The organism is Carboxylicivirga litoralis (assembly GCF_025499605.1).
GTDB lineage: Bacteria > Bacteroidota > Bacteroidia > Bacteroidales > Marinilabiliaceae > Carboxylicivirga > Carboxylicivirga litoralis.
Window position 1 is genome coordinate 1 of record NZ_JAFMVC010000007.1, and the last position, 17,814, is coordinate 17,814.

General features: G+C 37.9%; 13 protein-coding genes. 8 read left to right on the plus strand and 5 right to left on the minus strand.

All coding sequences use genetic code 11. From position 1 onward, the window contains the following. Window positions 1-142: 142 nt before the first annotated feature. Both J1N10_RS08540 and J1N10_RS08545 read right to left on the minus strand, forming a co-directional pair. Complete coding sequence (locus J1N10_RS08540) at window positions 143-1,375, minus strand: MFS transporter (RefSeq protein WP_262326277.1); 1,233 nt, start codon at window positions 1,373-1,375, stop codon at window positions 143-145. A gap of 368 nt (window positions 1,376-1,743) precedes the next feature. Then, window positions 1,744-3,186, minus strand: coding sequence for a DUF3078 domain-containing protein (locus tag J1N10_RS08545; protein ID WP_262326278.1), 1,443 nt, complete (start codon window positions 3,184-3,186; stop codon window positions 1,744-1,746). A gap of 571 nt (window positions 3,187-3,757) precedes the next feature. Here J1N10_RS08545 and J1N10_RS08550 point away from each other — a divergent pair. Both J1N10_RS08550 and J1N10_RS08555 read left to right on the plus strand, forming a co-directional pair. After that, entirely contained in the window at window positions 3,758-5,149 is a 1,392-nt protein-coding gene (locus J1N10_RS08550; RefSeq protein ID WP_262326279.1) for a tryptophanase, read from the plus strand. A gap of 343 nt (window positions 5,150-5,492) precedes the next feature. Continuing rightward, window positions 5,493-6,830, plus strand: a complete 1,338-nt coding sequence (locus tag J1N10_RS08555) for an MATE family efflux transporter (RefSeq protein WP_262326280.1) — start codon at window positions 5,493-5,495, stop codon at window positions 6,828-6,830. A 2-nt stretch (window positions 6,831-6,832) separates the two neighbouring features. On the opposite strand, the gene J1N10_RS08560 is transcribed toward J1N10_RS08555, so the two are convergent. Beyond that, the gene (locus J1N10_RS08560) at window positions 6,833-7,717 is read right to left on the minus strand and encodes a MerR family transcriptional regulator (protein ID WP_262326281.1); all 885 of its coding nucleotides are present in this window, start codon (window positions 7,715-7,717) and stop codon (window positions 6,833-6,835) included. Window positions 7,718-7,975: 258 nt separating this feature from the next. Further along, window positions 7,976-9,355, minus strand: a complete 1,380-nt coding sequence (locus J1N10_RS08565; protein ID WP_262326282.1) for a fasciclin domain-containing protein — start codon at window positions 9,353-9,355, stop codon at window positions 7,976-7,978. A gap of 245 nt (window positions 9,356-9,600) precedes the next feature. On the opposite strand from J1N10_RS08565, the gene J1N10_RS08570 reads away from it, so the two are divergent. The 3 genes from J1N10_RS08570 (at window position 9,601) to nadD (ending at window position 11,904) form a co-directional block, all read left to right on the plus strand. After that, window positions 9,601-10,476 (plus strand): YicC/YloC family endoribonuclease, encoded by an 876-nt coding sequence (locus J1N10_RS08570; protein WP_262326283.1) that lies wholly within the window; start codon window positions 9,601-9,603, stop codon window positions 10,474-10,476. A gap of 237 nt (window positions 10,477-10,713) precedes the next feature. Further along, a complete protein-coding gene (gene gmk, locus J1N10_RS08575) occupies window positions 10,714-11,322 on the plus strand; it encodes a guanylate kinase (RefSeq protein WP_262326284.1) in 609 nt (202 codons plus the stop codon). A 6-nt stretch (window positions 11,323-11,328) separates the two neighbouring features. Beyond that, window positions 11,329-11,904, plus strand: coding sequence for a nicotinate (nicotinamide) nucleotide adenylyltransferase (gene nadD, locus J1N10_RS08580; protein ID WP_262326285.1), 576 nt, complete (start codon window positions 11,329-11,331; stop codon window positions 11,902-11,904). An 82-nt stretch (window positions 11,905-11,986) separates the two neighbouring features. Here nadD and J1N10_RS08585 read toward each other — a convergent pair whose 3' ends face one another. Continuing rightward, window positions 11,987-13,033, minus strand: coding sequence for an endonuclease/exonuclease/phosphatase family protein (locus J1N10_RS08585; protein ID WP_262326286.1), 1,047 nt, complete (start codon window positions 13,031-13,033; stop codon window positions 11,987-11,989). A gap of 305 nt (window positions 13,034-13,338) precedes the next feature. Here J1N10_RS08585 and J1N10_RS08590 point away from each other — a divergent pair, with 305 nt between their 5' ends. From J1N10_RS08590 to nspC, 3 genes are all read left to right on the plus strand, one after another. Then, window positions 13,339-14,532: a saccharopine dehydrogenase family protein gene (locus tag J1N10_RS08590; RefSeq protein ID WP_262326287.1), complete on the plus strand. Its 1,194-nt coding sequence runs from the start codon at window positions 13,339-13,341 to the stop codon at window positions 14,530-14,532. 413 nt (window positions 14,533-14,945) lie between these two features. Further along, window positions 14,946-16,532: an asparagine synthase B gene (gene asnB, locus J1N10_RS08595; protein WP_262326288.1), complete on the plus strand. Its 1,587-nt coding sequence runs from the start codon at window positions 14,946-14,948 to the stop codon at window positions 16,530-16,532. 111 nt (window positions 16,533-16,643) lie between these two features. Then, complete coding sequence (nspC, locus tag J1N10_RS08600; protein ID WP_262326289.1) at window positions 16,644-17,786, plus strand: carboxynorspermidine decarboxylase; 1,143 nt, start codon at window positions 16,644-16,646, stop codon at window positions 17,784-17,786. Window positions 17,787-17,814: the final 28 nt, after the last annotated feature.

The following is a 17,814-nucleotide window of genomic DNA, read 5'->3' on the forward strand; positions in this document are numbered from 1 at the left end:
TTTTGTAAGATACTGAATATCAAGGTTTTAAGCAAGCAATTTAACTACTTAATTAATTGATTTTCAATTAATTATACTTTTGTCATGTACTGAACTAAAAGCCATAAACTATTTTTCATCATACATTACGTTTTTAAGTAATCTAAACCTTTATCCATCGAAAAGCAATCGACACGATTATTAATAATACAGACAAACAGGCGATTCCCCACCCCAATCCAATAACATCGACTAAAATTCCTAATAAAAATGCCAAAATAGAAGCAAAAAGTGTTTCGCTCTGACTTTCTACTGACATAACACTAGCCATTATCTTTTCGTCAAACTGGGTAGTAATATACTTGACTGCTAATGGTCTTCGTAAGTTTTGAATAATCAGAATAGTGGAAAACAACAACAAGGCTGAAACGACATTGTCCATCATGAACAACACACCTGCTGCCAGACCAAAAACATAACCTGAAATTTGCAGCCAGCCCAGACGGCTTGTTGCCTGTGTAAAAAAAGTTTCTAGACGATAAGCATTCCGCGAGGCGTATGAAGTAATTAAATAAATGACAAAATAAATAAAACCAATATAGATAGACGTATTTTGCTCTTTAGTAAACGAATCAGACAACACATATGCAGTTGCCAATGTTGTAATTATTATCTGAATATAATCACGTATAGCTTTATAATAACCTGTAAATCCACTGGTTAACACAATAGCTTTTAAGGCCGAACGATTAACAATGGCCTTGACCAGCTTGCCCATATGCAATCTAAACCCTTGAACAACCGATCGTAATGTCCCACTTGTATCTCCATTTAAATAAGAAGGGTAGGAACTTAAGAGCAATAAATCGAATAAATATGGAATAGTTGTCATCAAAAACATTAATGCATAATCTCCAGTATACAACACCAAAGCTGCGCTAATTAATGACGATATTGCGGAACCTTTCTGCGACCACGATCGGGTCATGCCGTAATAACGTGTTTTTTCGGCCTGCCAATTGTTTTTAACCAGGTAAGCATGAATCATGGCCTTATGTGTGCCCGTTCGAAAAGCATCTCCTATTCCATAAAAGAAAAAAGCCAGCAAAAATCCCCAAAAACCAGAAAATAAATAAAAGAGAACAAAACTTAGCAAATAACTAGTAAAGGCACTCACCATAGCCCTCTTACGACCTAGGACATCTGCAATCACACCAGAAACTACCTCAAGCAAATTGACTACTAACTCACGAAAAGCATACAAAACACCAATCTCAGAGTATGAAATTCCACTTTCGACGAAAAACAACAACAGAAAGGGATCGAAGAGTTTAAGGTTCTTGAAAAAACCGTAGAAGCTAAATTTATAATACTGCTTGTCCTTTTTAAAACTCAATTCAAGATTATTGAAGAATAACTAATAAAACAACAAGCTAATTTAAGAATTGGTTCTTAACAAATCATATAAAAAAGAAAGCCGCCTTAAAGCATTCTTTAAGACGACTTTCAACTTTTAACCAAACCTAACCCTAAACTATGAGAAAACTTACTCAATATCTTTATTGGCACTTAGTGCCTTAATTTCAACTTCTATTACGCAAGAAAAATAAAATGGTTACAAATCTTTTCCCTAAACTCTATTTGTTTTTCCCTTATTCTTACACTGCAAATTTAAAGCGTTTTATCACTAACACATAATAACTAAAGTTAAAAGAAGTTAAAACGAATGTTAGCTATATATTAACACTTGACTTTCAGCTATTTTTAAAAATTATAACTAAAAGTAATGTTAAAACTTTCGCGTATTTGTACCCTATTCGATTCGTTGGTAAAGTAACGCAAATGAGCCAATATTCGAGTTGTCAAAAAACGATTAATACGCATATCGGCAATAACCTCCCAGTCTATTTGAACCTGACGCTCTTCTCCTTCTCTTACTTTACCTAAATATTGGTAAAAAGCATCTAACATTGACGATAGTTTTACCTCTTTTGATACTTGATAGGCAAGGTTATTGACAATAGAGATACCATTAACCACATTGGTTTTTTCACCTTCGGCAATACCATAATCTGTTTCGTCAAATTTGTCAATATCATTAACAAGCGTAACACGTGTGGTAATAGGAGACAACAGCAATGTATATTTACTACTCGGCTTAAAGTCCATACCAATGGCAAACGACATATAGGCCGGAGCTAAAAAGCCGGAGATTGGAGTTTCTTTATCAACGTCATCCTTATTATAACCATAAAAAAACTGCGTTTTAAAATTATACAAGAAACTGTAATACCATTTTTCTGAAGCTTTATGACCATACTTAGTGTTGAGTTCAATCAAATCAGTATTAACCCGCCCCGGATCATTTTCGGTCGAAACAACGCCTATTTTATGAATTATATAGTTATCCCATTCATGCTTTCCTTTTTTATAGTTGGCAATTAGGCGCAAGTCACTACCAAGACTAATACTACTTTCTCCCCCTTTCACCCAGTTTTCAACATATCCCTGCGATAGCAGAATATTCTCTGTTCCTTTTAATGTCCACGGCCCTGAAGAAAATTTTATTTTTTCTAAACTTGGGTGCGTATCATAGGCATTATCCCGCAAAAGCAAGTTAATACCGTCACGAGCCGAGCGCCGTTTTAAAAAACCACCTCGCCCAAGTCTTGGAGGCTCAGGAATTGAATCCCATGAATGCATTATATTTTCAGGATGTGTAAATACGTAATTATCACGCGCCTCTGATATAAAAAACCGTTCACTAAACTTCTCTTTGTGTTTATTGGATAAAGCTGTCGACCGCATTAACTCTTCATATTCGCGCAACTCTTTTTTTGTGTAAAACTGCGGTTGATACCATATATCAGGCAGAATTGGCATCCTGAATTTGGGCTCAAACTTATAAGTTTCAATGCTGTACTTTTTTAACGGAGGAAACAGGTAACTTTCAAATTCCTTTTGCTCTTCAACTTGCTGTCCAATGTATTCGGCAATGTAAAGTTGATTGAATTGAGGGTACCTATCTACATCCTGATATTTAAATAACCTGCGTTGCCATGGTCGATGCAAAGATGGCTCTTCGGACCAATAACGCCAATCAAAACCAACCCCTTGCCATTGTGCTTTTATTAAAGTGGACAATCCAAAGCAGAAAACCAGCAAGATAATAACTAACCTTTTATTTGTAACTGAAGAAATACTCATAAAACTGATGCATGTATTGATGTGCAGGCTATTTTATTGGGCAAAAATAACAGGATTATCCGTAAACCCGAAGCAATAAAGTATTCAAAATGGTATAATTTTAGTATTAACATGTTCATAAAAACACGGTATATCCATAGAATAATTAATAAACTACAACTTTCAGTCCCATAGAAGCTTTCATTTTAAATCTCCTCTTTAAAAATCATAAAACACTAAGTAAATGTCAATTAATCAGAAGTTGCTTAATATGTAAATATGATTTTCAGCATAAACCTTACAATTTAACACCACTTTTTTTTGTCAGTTATTTTAGTTTTTTACATTTGCATCAATTAATAGATGAAAATGGTGAATAACTATATACAATCTGCATTGTCGAATCGGGTTTTTATAAACATTAAAAACCGCGACGAATTCACCTATTAATGGCCGTTAACAAACGGCACTCTCTACCTTAATATTTCAATACTATTTTATCAATACGAATTGCACTGTTGTTGTAGCATGCAATTTGATTTGTTAGTTATTGGCACCTGCTATTTCTAAAAAAACTAAAAATACATATACAATGGAATTACCTTTTTCAGAATCTTTTAAGATTAAGATGGTTGAACCCATCCGTAAAAGTACACGTGAAGAAAGAGAAGCGTGGATCAAAGATGCTAAATACAATTTATTTAACCTTCGTAGCGACCAAGTTTTCATCGACTTATTAACCGATAGTGGAACCGGTGCTATGAGCGATCGTCAGTGGGCTGCAATGATGTTAGGCGATGAAAGCTACGCTGGTGCTTCATCGTATTACAACCTTAAAAATGCTATTAAAAACATCCTTGGTTTCGATTACTTTTTACCAACTCACCAAGGGCGTGCAGCCGAGAATGTATTATTCTCTGCTTTAGTTAAAGAAGGTAATGTTGTTCCGGGAAACTCACACTTTGACACAACCAAAGGCCATATCGAATTCAGAAAAGCCAGCGCTATTGACTGCACCATCGATGAGGCTTTTGATACAACAGTTGATCATCCATTCAAAGGCAACCTTGATTTAAATAAACTGGAGCACGTTTTACAATCGCACCCCAAGGAGAATATCCCGATGATTATTGTGACAGTAACTTGTAACTCATCAGGAGGTCAGCCTGTTTCGATGCAAAACATGCGCGAAGTATACGCCTTGGCTAAAGAATATGGCATCCGCGTATTATTCGATTCTGCTCGTTTTGCTGAAAATGCTTATTTCATCAAACTACGCGAAGAAGGCTATGCCGATAAGAGCATCAAAGAAATTGTAAAAGAGATGTATACTTACGCCGATGGCATGACCATGAGTAGTAAGAAAGATGCTATCGTAAACATGGGTGGTTTTATCGCATTACGCGAAGAGGACTTATTCAAAAAAGCCAGCCAGTTTAATATTATTTACGAAGGATTTGTGACTTACGGAGGTATGTCGGGTCGCGATATGAATGCTTTAGCTCAAGGACTGGATGAAGGAACCGAGTTCGACTACCTGGAAACACGCATTAAGCAAGTGGCATACCTTGGTAATAAGCTTAAAGAATTTGGTGTACCGGTTCAAGAGCCATTTGGTGGCCATGCTATTTTTGTAGATGCTAAGCGCTTCTTACCACACATCTCTAAAGAAGAATACATTGCCCAGACATTAGGCATTGAATTGTATAAAGAAGCTGGTATTCGTGGCGTAGAAATTGGTACTCTATTGGCCGACAGGGATCCTGAAACACGTGAAAACCGTTATCCGGACTTGGAATTATTGCGTTTAGCCATTCCTCGTCGCGTTTACACCAACAATCACATGGACGTTATTGCCGTAGCATTGAAAAATGTTTACGATCGTCGTGATGAAATTAAGAGCGGATATACCATTCTTGAAGAAGCGCCATTAATGCGTCACTTTACTGTGGAGTTAGCGCCTTCTGTAAAAGAAACAGTATAATATAACAATTACTCAATCACGCACTTAAAGGTTGGTTCCGTTTTGGAGCCAGCCTTTTTTTAGTGCTAGTTTTGCATGCCCCTGTTTTTTTATCTTGCTTTGCACTCGGCTTAAACCCGGATTATACATTAGATTTTGTGATGAACATTGAAAATACAATAAAACAAATACTTACTGAGACGATTCATAGCACGGCTATGGTGAGTTGAAGCAAGTGAGTAAAACGTTTTGTTTTGAAGTAGTTTCAAGATGCAATAGATTAGCTAATGCATATTGCGGGTTAAAATAAACCAAAGCAGCCATCAATTGGTTGTACTTGTCAATACTCAATAGAAATATCTACATGAAAGACCTGACCGTAGGCAATGAAGCTAAACTGATTTTTAAATTTGCATTACCTATGGTGCTGGGCAACCTACTTCAGCAGCTTTATCACGTAGTTGATAGTGTTATTGTTGGTAATTACCTTGGTAAAGAAGCATTGGCCGCCATAGGAGCCTCCTCTCCTATTTTCTATGCATTGATTGCATTTGTTATTGGAATTGGCAGTGGTGCAACTATCATTATCAGTCAGTATTTTGGCGCTAAAAACCTGGAAAAAGTAAAAAGAGCCATTGATACCACCTATATCTTCTTATTTATTGCCTCAATCATTATTACCAGCATTGGTATTTTCTTTAGTGAAGAGATTTTTAGGTTGCTGCATGTCGAAGAAGCAGTAATCCCGTTAGCTACCGATTACTTCAACGTTTTTATGATGGGTATGATAGCGTTTTTTGGTTTCAGTGGAACATCTTCCATCTTACGTGGTTTAGGCGACTCCATGACCCCTCTGTATTTTATGGTTATTGCCACCATTGTAAATATCGTTCTGGATATTGTTTTTATTGTTGTTTTTGAGTGGGGCATTAGCGGCGTTGCCTATGCTACATTGATTGCACAGGCTGGAGCTTTTATTTCAGGAGCTATTTACCTGAATAAGAGGCATCAGATCATCTCCTTTAATGTCTTTAAATTTCGCTTCGACAAGGAATTATTTATGCAGAGCATTCGAATAGGTTTACCTACGGGCTTTCAACAAACATTCGTTGCCCTGGGAATTATGGCGCTTATTCGTATTGTTAATAATTTTGATACCGATGTTTTGGCCGCCTTCTCTGTTGCCAGTCGAATTGATGCATTAGCTGCTATGCCAGCGCTTAATCTGGCCAGTGCCCTATCGGCCTTTGTTGGGCAGAACCTTGGAGCACAAAAAGTAGATCGCATAAAAAAAGGACTACGCGCCACTTTGTTTATGGCCTGGGGCATATCTCTGATTGTAATGCTCACCGTTATCTTTTTTGGCGAACTAATGATGCGAGCTTTTACACAAGATGAAGCGGTCATTTCTCATGGCGCCAACTACCTGGTAATTGTCAGCTCATTTTATATGATATTCTCAACCATGTTTGTAATGCATGGCGTATTACGAGGTGCCGGCGACACATTAATACCAATGTTCATTACATTATTTTCGCTTTGGGTTATTCGTATCCCTTTTGCAGTGGTCTTATCCAAACACTTTGGAGTAAACGGCATTTGGTGGGCCATCCCAATTGGCTGGAGTATGGGACTGGCAGGCTCTTTTATCTACTATTTTACCGGAAGATGGAAATACAAGGGGGTCGTTAAACCCCAATAAGTTTACAATTGACTAATTTTCTCTTTAAACTCTTTCGATGAACTTATTATTTGACAAGATGATGGAATAGCCGGCTGTATTTCTCGCACCTGCAAACCCATCATATAGAGAGGGATATTAGGAATTGTTTCAACTATGTCTATCAACAATTGCTCCAATTCTTCTTTCTTTCTCGCTGACACAAATGAAGTAAATAAAGCATCAGCTCCTCTTACATCAACCACTACTTTTAAATCTTCAACCGGGACAGATGCCCCTAAATAAACAACATTATAGCCCTCTTTACGGGCAATCAAACTGTAAAACAACAGGCCTATTTCATGCAATTCGTTCTCAGGCAAGAAGAAGACTATATTCTTATTAGCCTTTGGAACAAAATTCTGCATTTCATTATCAATCGCGACTATTAGTTTCTGACGAATCAGATTAGATATAAAGTGTTCCTGAGCGGGATTAATAGTACCCGCCTGCCATAATATACCTATCCTATCCAAAAATGGGAATAAGATAGTTTCAACAGTGGATTCAAAACCTAGTTTGATAATTGAATTGGTGAGTACATTGGTGAATTTGTTTTCATCCATTTCGAGCATAGCAACCAACAAGCTTTCAATCTGAACATCAGTATTTCGGGTATCCAGGCACAAATCAATCACTCGTTCCCGAAGTTGAACCTCAGACATCATGGCAATTTTAGATATCTTATAGCCATTTTGGTTCAGGATAGAAACATTTAATATTCGTTTTAAATCATCATCGTTATAAAAACGAATATTTGTTGTTGTTCGTTGGGGCTCAATCAGGTTGTAGCGACGCTCCCAAATTCTGATTGTATGGGCCTTAATCCCTGAAATCTTTTCTAAATCTTTTATTGAATAAAATGCCATATCCGGTCTATCTATAGTCTTTCTTGCTTTAATAACCTGAGTTCGACGTAAAATTTTTCGAACTAGCTCGCTAGCCCTCCAAAATTTGCCTTGTATATCAATTCTTTATGACAATCTGAATTCTGAAATTTAAATCGGACTCAGGTTAATAGAACTTTAAACGCTTATTTGGCAAATAATGTTCAGCAATTTCAGAAATATAAGCAACAAAAAAGGGGACACCCAATGTCCCCTTAAGCTCAACGCCAGAGCCGATTATTAAGGAACAATCACCTTGTCAATAACGTGAACTATTCCATTATTACCCTGTACATCAGCAGCAACTACATTGATAGCACCATCAATTGAAACACCACTATCGATGTTGATTGCCAGTGTTTTTTGCTCATTAAGTGTAGGCACATTTCCGTTACTTAAATCAGTTGAAGCGACGTTTCCACTAACAACATGAGCTAAAAGAATCGGAGTTAAATCTTCTTTGGATAAATCTGCAATACCTGTAACTCCAATCGCGGTAAACAATTCTTCAAAAGCAGCATTGGTTGGCGCAAAAACTGTAAACGGACCATCTCCTGACAAAGCATCAACCAACTCAGCCTTAACAACAGCTTCCACTAAGATGGAAAAGTTTGCATTATCAATGGCAATATCTACAACGCTTGGAGGCATAATCACTTTATTAATCGCATGAATCACTCCATTCGTAGCAACAACATTCGTAGCAACAACCTCACTATCTGAGTTTAAAAACACACCCCCTTCGGTATCGATTTTAACACTCACATTTCGGTCAAATGCAGTACTCAAGGTTGGAAAATATCCGGCTTCTACCATCGATGCAGGTATAAAGTCGCTCATGGCATGGTACAAGATAACTGAACTTAAAGTTTCTGCACTCAGGTCATCCAATGTGAGATCTGCGTCAGTAAAAAACATATTAAATGCATCATCCGTAGGTGCAAAAACCGTATAAGTTGCACTTTCATCGGCTAAAGCTTCTACTAAACCTGCTTTAGAAACACCGGCTACCAGTGACGAGAAAGCTGGATTCGCAATAGCATGATCTGTAATACTCATCGGTAAAATAACTTTATCAATAACGTGTATAACACCATTATCAGCCTCTATATCCGTCGAGGTGATATTAGCCCGACCATTTATCATCGTATTTTCCATATCTACGTAGAATGACAAACCATAACCATCCATTGGCCCAGTGCTAAGCGTTGAATAATAACCGCTTGAAATCATTGATGCTTTGTTTGTACCTGCAACAACATGGTACAATAAAACGCTAGTCAAAACATCGTCTGGAATATCATCCAAACCAGATACGTCCAGTTCATTCAATAAATCGCTAAAAGCTGCGTTTGTTGGAGCAAATACAGTGAACTCACTTGTCTTTGTAGCCAAATCATCGTCTAAGCCTACCTTTTGAAGCGCTGCCACCAGAATACTGAAATCGGCATTACCTGCGGCAATGTCAGTAATAGTCATCGATTCTTCAGGCATAGGATCCATATCGCCTGACTCATCTTTATCGTCGTCGTCTTCACAAGATACATTTACAAATGCTAAACCCAATAAAAGCATTATTACCATTAGGTTTCTTCCAAAAATGTCAATAAATCGTTTCATGTCCTTAATATTTAATGGTTTTTAAAAGGTGATTTGTAAGGAAAACTCAACTCAATCATTTTTGTTTAATCTTTTATTCTTTTTCTTAGTCATTTAACCTTCTTCTAAATAAAACTCATTGATTGTTTGATGTTTAATAATTTTATTTAGACAAACATATTTTCTATTAAGAGCCTCTCTTATTTTACTTAGTCAAATACTGGAAAAAGATTACCTTTGAGCTTTACTTGTAATATTAGAAACTTATGATTCAGTCGATGACCGGTTATGGGAAAGCAGTATGCGAGCTCCCTAATAAAAAAATAAGCATTGAAATAAAATCACTCAACAGCAAACAGTTAGACCTCAATACACGTCTACCAAACCTGTACCGGGAAAAAGAAATTGAAGTCAGAAGTTTATTGGGCAAACAATTATCAAGAGGCAAAATTGACTTAAGTTTTTATGTGGAAGCTGCCACCTCAGATAAAATTACCAAAATCAATCAGCAGGTTATCGCTAATTATCACGAGCAATTGAAGAATATTGCCAATAACCTCGGCCTCGATAACTCTACCGATTATCTGAAGGTTATTATGCCTTTGCCCGATACGGTAAAAGTGGAACTGGCTGAGCTGGATGAGGAAGAGTGGAAAGCTATTTCAAACACGTTAAGTGAGGCGATTAAGGACATTACAGCATTCAGAAGAAGTGAAGGTCAGGCCCTTGAAGCTGATATTAAAGACCGAATTAAAATGATTGGTGAACTTTTAAACGAGGTTCCTAATTATGAATCACAGCGCATTGAAAAAATCAAGACGCGTATACGTGAAAACCTGGAAGAACTTGGGCAAAGTAACAAAATAGATGAAAACCGCTTTGAACAGGAAATCATCTTTTATTTGGAAAAACTCGATGTAACCGAGGAGAAAGTAAGACTGAGCAATCACCTTAACTATTTCATGGAAACCATCGAAAGCACTGAACCCGTTGGTAAAAAACTCGGTTTTATCAGTCAGGAGATTGGCCGGGAAATAAATACCCTCGGATCAAAAGCCAACGATGCCGATCTGCAAAAGATAGTTATTCGCATGAAAGACGAGTTAGAGAAAATTAAAGAACAAATATTAAATGTGCTTTAAGAAACTGTTTAAGTTTTATCCTTCGGTTTATTTTGACGACTTAAGCCCTCATATTTCTGCAAAACTTCTTTAAATAGCGATGCTATTGTTCATTCTGTGTCTATTGTTTATCGCATTCACGAATTTCATTTCGCATTAGTTTTGCTTCATCTGAGAACATAATTCATTCAAAATAACTCACAAAAACAAAATTTAAACAGTTTCTAAGTAATCGTCCAACACTACAAAAACTCCCCAGTGAAAGATTTCTGTTACCATACGACCGTCAACAAAACAAAAAAAGAAGGTAAACTCATTATATTTTCAGCGCCATCAGGCTCGGGCAAAAGTACTATCGTACAAGCCTTGCTAGACAAAGGCTTTAATCTGGAATTCTCTATATCAGCCACAAGCCGGGCACCTCGTGGAAATGAAAGAAATGGGGTAGAATATCATTTCTTGTCGCCAGACGAATTCAGAGCTAAAATTGCCGAAGGTGCTTTCCTGGAGTGGGAAGAAGTGTATAAAAACACCTATTATGGCACATTGAAAAGTGAGGTAGATCGCATCTGTACAGCCGGTAACAATATTGTTTTTGATGTTGATGTTGTTGGAGGAGTTAATATCAAAAAAATGTACGGCGATAAAGCACTGAGTATATTCGTTCAGCCCCCCTCTATTGAAGAGTTGAGAAACAGGCTTACCAGCAGAGGTACTGATTCCTCTGAAAAAATTGATATGCGCATTGCCAAAGCTGAAAAAGAATTGACCTTTGCACCAGAATTTGATAAGGTTATTGTGAACGATAAGCTTGAACAGGCTCTTGAAGAAACAGAGAAAGCACTTGCCAGCTTTTTAATTAAATAAACTTCCATGAAATCAGTAGGTTTGTTTTTTGGCTCATTCAATCCCATTCATATTGGGCATTTGGCACTTGCCAACTACATGCTTGCTTTTGAAGACCTAGATGAAATCTGGTTTGTCGTTAGCCCCCAAAACCCTTTTAAAAAGGCCGATGACTTATTAAGTGCAGAACATCGTATAGAAATGGTGCGATTGGCAATTCAGCACCAAAAGAGCTATCGGGTGGAAGCCATAGAGCTCAGCTTACCTGTCCCATCTTATACTATTGATACGCTGAAAGCACTTGAGGGTAAGCACCCTAACTGTCAATTCAGTATTATTATGGGAGCTGACAATATTGTTCGTTTCAACAAATGGAAGGCGGCAGATGAAATTATGGACAAACACCAGTTATTGGTTTATCCGCGGCTGGGCTACTCCATCAACGATGGGCAATTACCTGCTAATTGTAAATTAACGAATGCTCCCTTGGTTGAATTGGCATCCACCGACATTCGCTCATGGATCAAAGTGGGAAAAGAAGTACCCTACTTAATTCCTGAAGTGGCCTTTGAGTACATCAAAACAAACAATCTCTACAAATAAACCTTTTTAAAACAGAGATGGCCGGAAAGCACTTTTGCCATCCGACCATTCATCCATAACTAAAGGTATAAACTAATAAATACTATTCTAATACGATAAATACGGGAAAGTGATCGCTATATCCTCCCATGTATCTATTTCCCACATAAGTTCTTAATGGATAGCCTTTATACTTCCCATCCTGTTCACGCAATTGCTCTGAGTCGTATATATAGGCATTGCGAAAACGTAAACCAGTCGTTTTATTTAATAGGTTCTGCGAAATAATAATCTGGTCAAACATATTCCAGTAGCCCCGATAACAAAGTGTTCCCACTCCCTCCTGGTGCTTTTCGGCAAGAGGGTTATACAAATCATTACCGCTTAAATCATTTTTAACAACAGCCCTCAACTCATCTTTAACGCTAACATTATTCGGATCATCATTTAAATCTCCCATCACAATAATATTAGCATCCTTATCCAGAGTTTGCAATGAATCAACAATAGAGCGCGTCAATTGCGCCGCTGCTTTTCGCGATGGTCGACTTCGCTCCTCACCGCCATAACGTGAAGGCCAATGATTAACAACCACATGGAATTGCTCTCCTTTTAATTGACCACTTACTAACAATTGATCGCGGGTAAAAACTCGCGCTCCATCTTCCTGATCATATATATAAAGAGGTAGTGCATCAACATTATCCACCTTGAAATAATTTGATCGGTACAACAAAGCAACATCTATACCTCTTTTATCAGGCGAATCCTGATGCACTATCTGATAATTATAAGCTTTTAAGTTGGGATGGTTTACTAAATCTTCCAAAACACTCCTGTTTTCAACTTCACACAAACCAATAATGGCAGGCCCCGCATTTAATACAGTATCCCCTAAAGCACCAATAATAGCTGACATATTTGCCAATTTAACTTCATATCGTTCCGCATCCCATGCCTTCTTGCCCTTAGGTGTAAACTCCTCATCACGAACTTCGGGGGTATCAATTGTATCAAATAGGTTTTCCAGATTATAAAAACCAATAACAACTGATTCAGAAGCCGCATTATTCTTTTCTCCTGACGAAAAACACGACGACAACAGGGTTATCGAAGCCAATAAAACAAATACAAATCTATATTTTAACATATTCAATTTCATTTATCGGCCGAAAAGTACAAAATATAGATTTAAAAACACAACTTCACACACTAATATACAACACTTTAATATTTACTTAACAGCACATTCAATAATCAAAACAGACCTACTGGTCTAGTTGATAATAAATTAATAGCCATTTCTTTCTTTGCTAAATTCCCTCAAATATTATTCGAAAAACCTATTGCTACTTTTCTATTTTTTTTGTCAATTTGCACTGATGCCATAATCACGTGCGCATCGTTTATTATCATCAATAATACAGTACATTACGTTTTATTATTTCTTATAAAATGGGTAAAGTTTTAATCATTGGAGCTGGTGGTGTTGGTACCGTAGTGGCTCACAAGATGGCTTCACTGCCATCTGTTTTTACTGAAATTATGCTTGCCAGCCGCACAAAAAGTAAGTGCGATGCTATTGCTGAGCGTATTGGTGGAAATCGCATCCAAACAGGACAAGTGGATGCTGATAATGTACCTGAATTAGTTGAACTAATTAATGAGTTCAAGCCTGATATTGTAGTCAATGTGGCACTTCCTTATCAGGATTTAACCATTATGGACGCCTGTCTGGAGACTAAAACAGCCTACCTGGACACAGCTAATTACGAACCAATTGACGAAGCCAAATTTGAATACAAATGGCAATGGGCCTATCAGGACAAATTTAAAGAAGCTGGTATTACCGCAATTTTGGGTTGTGGTTTCGACCCAGGTGTAACAAGTATTTTCACCGCCCATGCGGCTAAACATCACTTCGATGAAATTCAGTATCTGGATATTGTTGATTGTAATGGAGGTGATCATGGAAAAGCGTTTGCAACTAACTTCAATCCTGAGATTAACATCCGCGAAGTCACACAAAAGGGCAAGTACTGGGAAAATGGCCAGTGGGTGGAAACAGAACCACATGAAATACACAAACCTTTGAACTACCCCAATATTGGCGAACGTGAATCATACGTTATTTATCACGAAGAGTTAGAATCATTAACCAAAAACTTCCCATCATTGAAGCGTGCCCGTTTCTGGATGACCTTTGGCCAGGAGTACCTGACTCATTTGAGAGTGATTCAGAATATAGGCATGGCAGGCATCGAACCAATTATGTATGAAGGTAAGGAGATTGTACCTATCCAATTCCTGAAAGCCGTATTGCCAGATCCGGGTGATTTAGGTGAGAACTACACGGGTGAAACATCGATTGGCTGTCGCATCAGAGGTTTGAAAGATGGTAAGGAGAAAACCTATTACATCTACAACAATTGCAAACACCAGGATGCCTATAACGAAACGGGTGCACAAGGCGTGAGTTACACAACAGGTGTGCCAGCAACCATTGGTGCCATGATGTACCTGCAAGGCCTTTGGAAAAAAGAAGGTGTATATAATGTAGAAGAATTCAATCCAGATCCGTTTATGGAACAGCTAAACAAACTTGGCTTACCATGGGTTGAACAACACGATGTTGATATTGAGTTATAAAGCAATAACTAAGTATACCTAAAAAGCTGTCCAAAGGACAGCTTTTTTTTTGCATCCCTACAAATCACTATGACACATAACCACCTTTACATTTTTCATTTTGTAACTAAATAGTGTGTTATTGTAATAATTTGCATTTTTAATAATTATTGAGATACCCCCCTTTTTTTATTATTTGAACCAACCACCATTCACTCAATTCCACTCACACCCCCTTTTTTAAGCTCTTTCGCACAAGCATTAAAATAACAATACTCACAACCACCCCCACAATTTAGATATTACTATTTGTTATTTATTTTATCTTTTTACTTATTTTTTGATAGTTTTTCTTGTTTTTAAATAATGATTCATTACTTTTGAATCAGAATATAAAACAATTTACTCCATTACTAATTAAAAATATAATTGTCATGTGTGGATTTGCAGTTTATACAGGAAGCGACAAAATGGACAAACTTAAGTTTGCCAGAGAGTTTAAAAAGATCCAATACCGTGGACCTGATAACTCAATAACAAGAGATTTTGATGATAATGGCTGGATGGGATTCCACCGTTTAAGCATTATGGATGTTTCTGCAAATGGTAATCAGCCTTTAGTTTATAAGCACATTAATTTGGTATGTAATGGAGAAGTATATAATTACAATGCGCTTAAAACAAAATATGAGAATTCGTTTGAATTTAAATCATCAAGTGACTGCGAGGTAATTATTCCTTTGTTCCTTGAAAAAGGCATTGAAGAAACAGCTAAATCACTGGATGCTGAATTCGTATTCGTCATTTACGACTCAGTTGCCAAAAAATACTTTGCAGCACGCGATCCTATCGGTATTCGTCCGTTATTTTACGGTCACGATAAAGATGGTGCCATCATGTTTGCCAGCGAAATGAAGTCATTGCACGACCTATGCGATGATGTAAAACCATTTCCTCCGGGGCATTATTATGACGGTGAATCCATCAAACAGTACCGCGACATTTCTAAAGTTGAGAAGTTTGTTGATCACGAACAGGATGAAATATTTATGAACATCAATCATTACCTGACAAAAGGTATTGAAAAGCGTTTGCATGCTGATGTTCCGGTTGGTTTCTTATTGAGTGGCGGTCTGGATTCGAGCCTGGTGTGTGCCGTAGGCGCCCGCATGCTGAATAAGCCAATACGCACCTTTGCCGTTGGTATTGAAGACGACCCGATTGACACTAAATATGCCCGTATTGTAGCAGATTACTTAGGAGCCGATCACACCGAAGTGCTATTTAAACGTCAGGATATTTTTGATTCACTAAGTCACTTGATATACTGTATCGAAACCTACGACATTACCACCATTCGTGCATCTATGGGTATGTACATGGTTTGTAAATACGTTTCGGAAAATACCGACATCAAAGTACTGATGACCGGCGAAATTAGTGATGAAATTTTTGGTTATAAATACACCGACTTTGCACCGTCACCGGAAGCTTTCCAGCAAGAAGCAGAGAAGCGACTGAAAGAAATTTACATGTACGATGTATTGCGGGCCGACCGAAGCATCTCCTGTAACGGCTTGGAAGCCCGCGTACCATTTGGCGACCTGGATTTCGTAGAGTACGTGATGAGCATTCAACCTGAGAAAAAAATGAACTTCACAGGTATTGGAAAATACTTGTTGCGCAAAGCTTTTGAAGGTGATTATCTGCCAAAAGATATTTTATATCGCGAAAAAGCAGCCTTCTCTGATGCCGTGGGGCACAGCGTCGTTGACTACTTAAAAGCTTATGCAGAAGAAATGTATAGCGATGAGGAGTTTGAAGCCAAAAAAGCAAAATATACGCATGCCACTCCTATTTCTAAAGAGTCATTAATGTATCGTGAAATATTTGAACAACACTTCCCAGGCAGGAGCCAATCAGTGAAAGATTTCTGGATGCCAAACAAAGAATGGGAAAATTGCGATGTGAATGACCCAAGTGCCCGTGTGTTGCCTAACTACGGAAAAAGCGGAGAATAGACAAACATTAGCCATAAAAACAAAAGTCTGCTAAAGGCCGTTACCTGCATGGGTAGCGGTCTTTGCATTTTAATTCGTTTGATTTCTTATTTTTGCGTAAAATATGATGCTATGCCAATTGATTATTCACAAATAAAGACACCCTGCTATGTACTTGATGAGCAGCTCCTTCGAAACAACCTTCAACTCATCAAATCGGTTCGTGATAGAGCCGGAATAGAAATTATCATGGCGTTTAAAGCTTTTTCGATGTGGAGTGCTTTCCCCATTGTGCGGGAATATATTCCTAAAGCAACTGCCAGTTCTGTTTTTGAAGCAAGATTGGCTTTTGAAGAGATGGGCAGCAAAGCACACACCTATTCTCCTGCCTACAAAACAGAAGATTTTAAGGAGATAATGGCCATGAGCAGTCACATCACCTTCAATTCCTTATCGCAATTCAACCATTTTAAGCAAAACATTAAAGAACATACAGATAAAATTTCTGTTGGTTTGCGCATCAATCCACAGTTTAGCGATGTGGAAACCGACCTTTATAATCCATGTGCGCCGGGTTCCCGATTAGGCATAATTGCCAGTCAACTGCCTGAACAACTGCCTGAAGAAATTGAAGGACTTCATTTCCATACTTTATGCGAATCATCGTCTTATGATTTAGAGCTTACCCTCAAAGCTATTGAAGAGCGTTTTGCCAACCACCTCACTCAGGTTAAATGGATCAACATGGGAGGCGGTCACCTGATGACCCGAAAAGGTTACGATACGGAGCACCTTATTCAACTATTAAAACGCTTCAAAGAAAAATGGAACCTGCACATCATCCTGGAGCCCGGCAGTGCTTTTGCCTGGGAAACCGGTGATTTAGTGTCCTCAGTAGTAGATATTGTTGAGAACAATGGCATTAAAACAGCTATTCTGGATGTGTCGTTTACAGCACATATGCCCGACTGCCTCGAGATGCCTTATCAACCCAGGGTGCGAAATAGTGAACAAGGAGTCATTGAAGGCAAATACCATTATCGCCTCGGCGGCAACAGCTGCCTGGCTGGCGACTACATGGAGTTTTGGTCATTTAACAAAGAGTTACAAATTGGCGACCAGCTAATCTTTGAAGACATGATTCACTACACGATGGTGAAAACCACTATGTTTAATGGTGTTCCTCACCCAGCCATTGCTATTTGGGACAATAAAAAAGGCTTGAACGTGGTTAAAGAGTTTGGTTACGACGATTACAAAGGACGATTAAGCTAAAAAATGACCTTAAGGCTTTAGAAACCTT

Coding starts and splice junctions, on each gene's coding strand:
- J1N10_RS08560 (WP_262326281.1), bottom strand. CDS start 7,717: ATGGCATTTTATTCAATAAAAGATTTAGAAAAGATTTCAGGGATTAAG.
- J1N10_RS08570 (WP_262326283.1), top strand. CDS start 9,601: ATGATTCAGTCGATGACCGGTTATGGGAAAGCAGTATGCGAGCTCCCT.
- J1N10_RS08585 (WP_262326286.1), bottom strand. CDS start 13,033: ATGTTAAAATATAGATTTGTATTTGTTTTATTGGCTTCGATAACCCTG.
- J1N10_RS08550 (WP_262326279.1), top strand. CDS start 3,758: ATGGAATTACCTTTTTCAGAATCTTTTAAGATTAAGATGGTTGAACCC.
- asnB (WP_262326288.1), top strand. CDS start 14,946: ATGTGTGGATTTGCAGTTTATACAGGAAGCGACAAAATGGACAAACTT.
- J1N10_RS08545 (WP_262326278.1), bottom strand. CDS start 3,186: ATGAGTATTTCTTCAGTTACAAATAAAAGGTTAGTTATTATCTTGCTG.
- nspC (WP_262326289.1), top strand. CDS start 16,644: ATGCCAATTGATTATTCACAAATAAAGACACCCTGCTATGTACTTGAT.
- J1N10_RS08565 (WP_262326282.1), bottom strand. CDS start 9,355: ATGAAACGATTTATTGACATTTTTGGAAGAAACCTAATGGTAATAATG.
- nadD (WP_262326285.1), top strand. CDS start 11,329: ATGAAATCAGTAGGTTTGTTTTTTGGCTCATTCAATCCCATTCATATT.
- J1N10_RS08555 (WP_262326280.1), top strand. CDS start 5,493: ATGAAAGACCTGACCGTAGGCAATGAAGCTAAACTGATTTTTAAATTT.
- J1N10_RS08590 (WP_262326287.1), top strand. CDS start 13,339: ATGGGTAAAGTTTTAATCATTGGAGCTGGTGGTGTTGGTACCGTAGTG.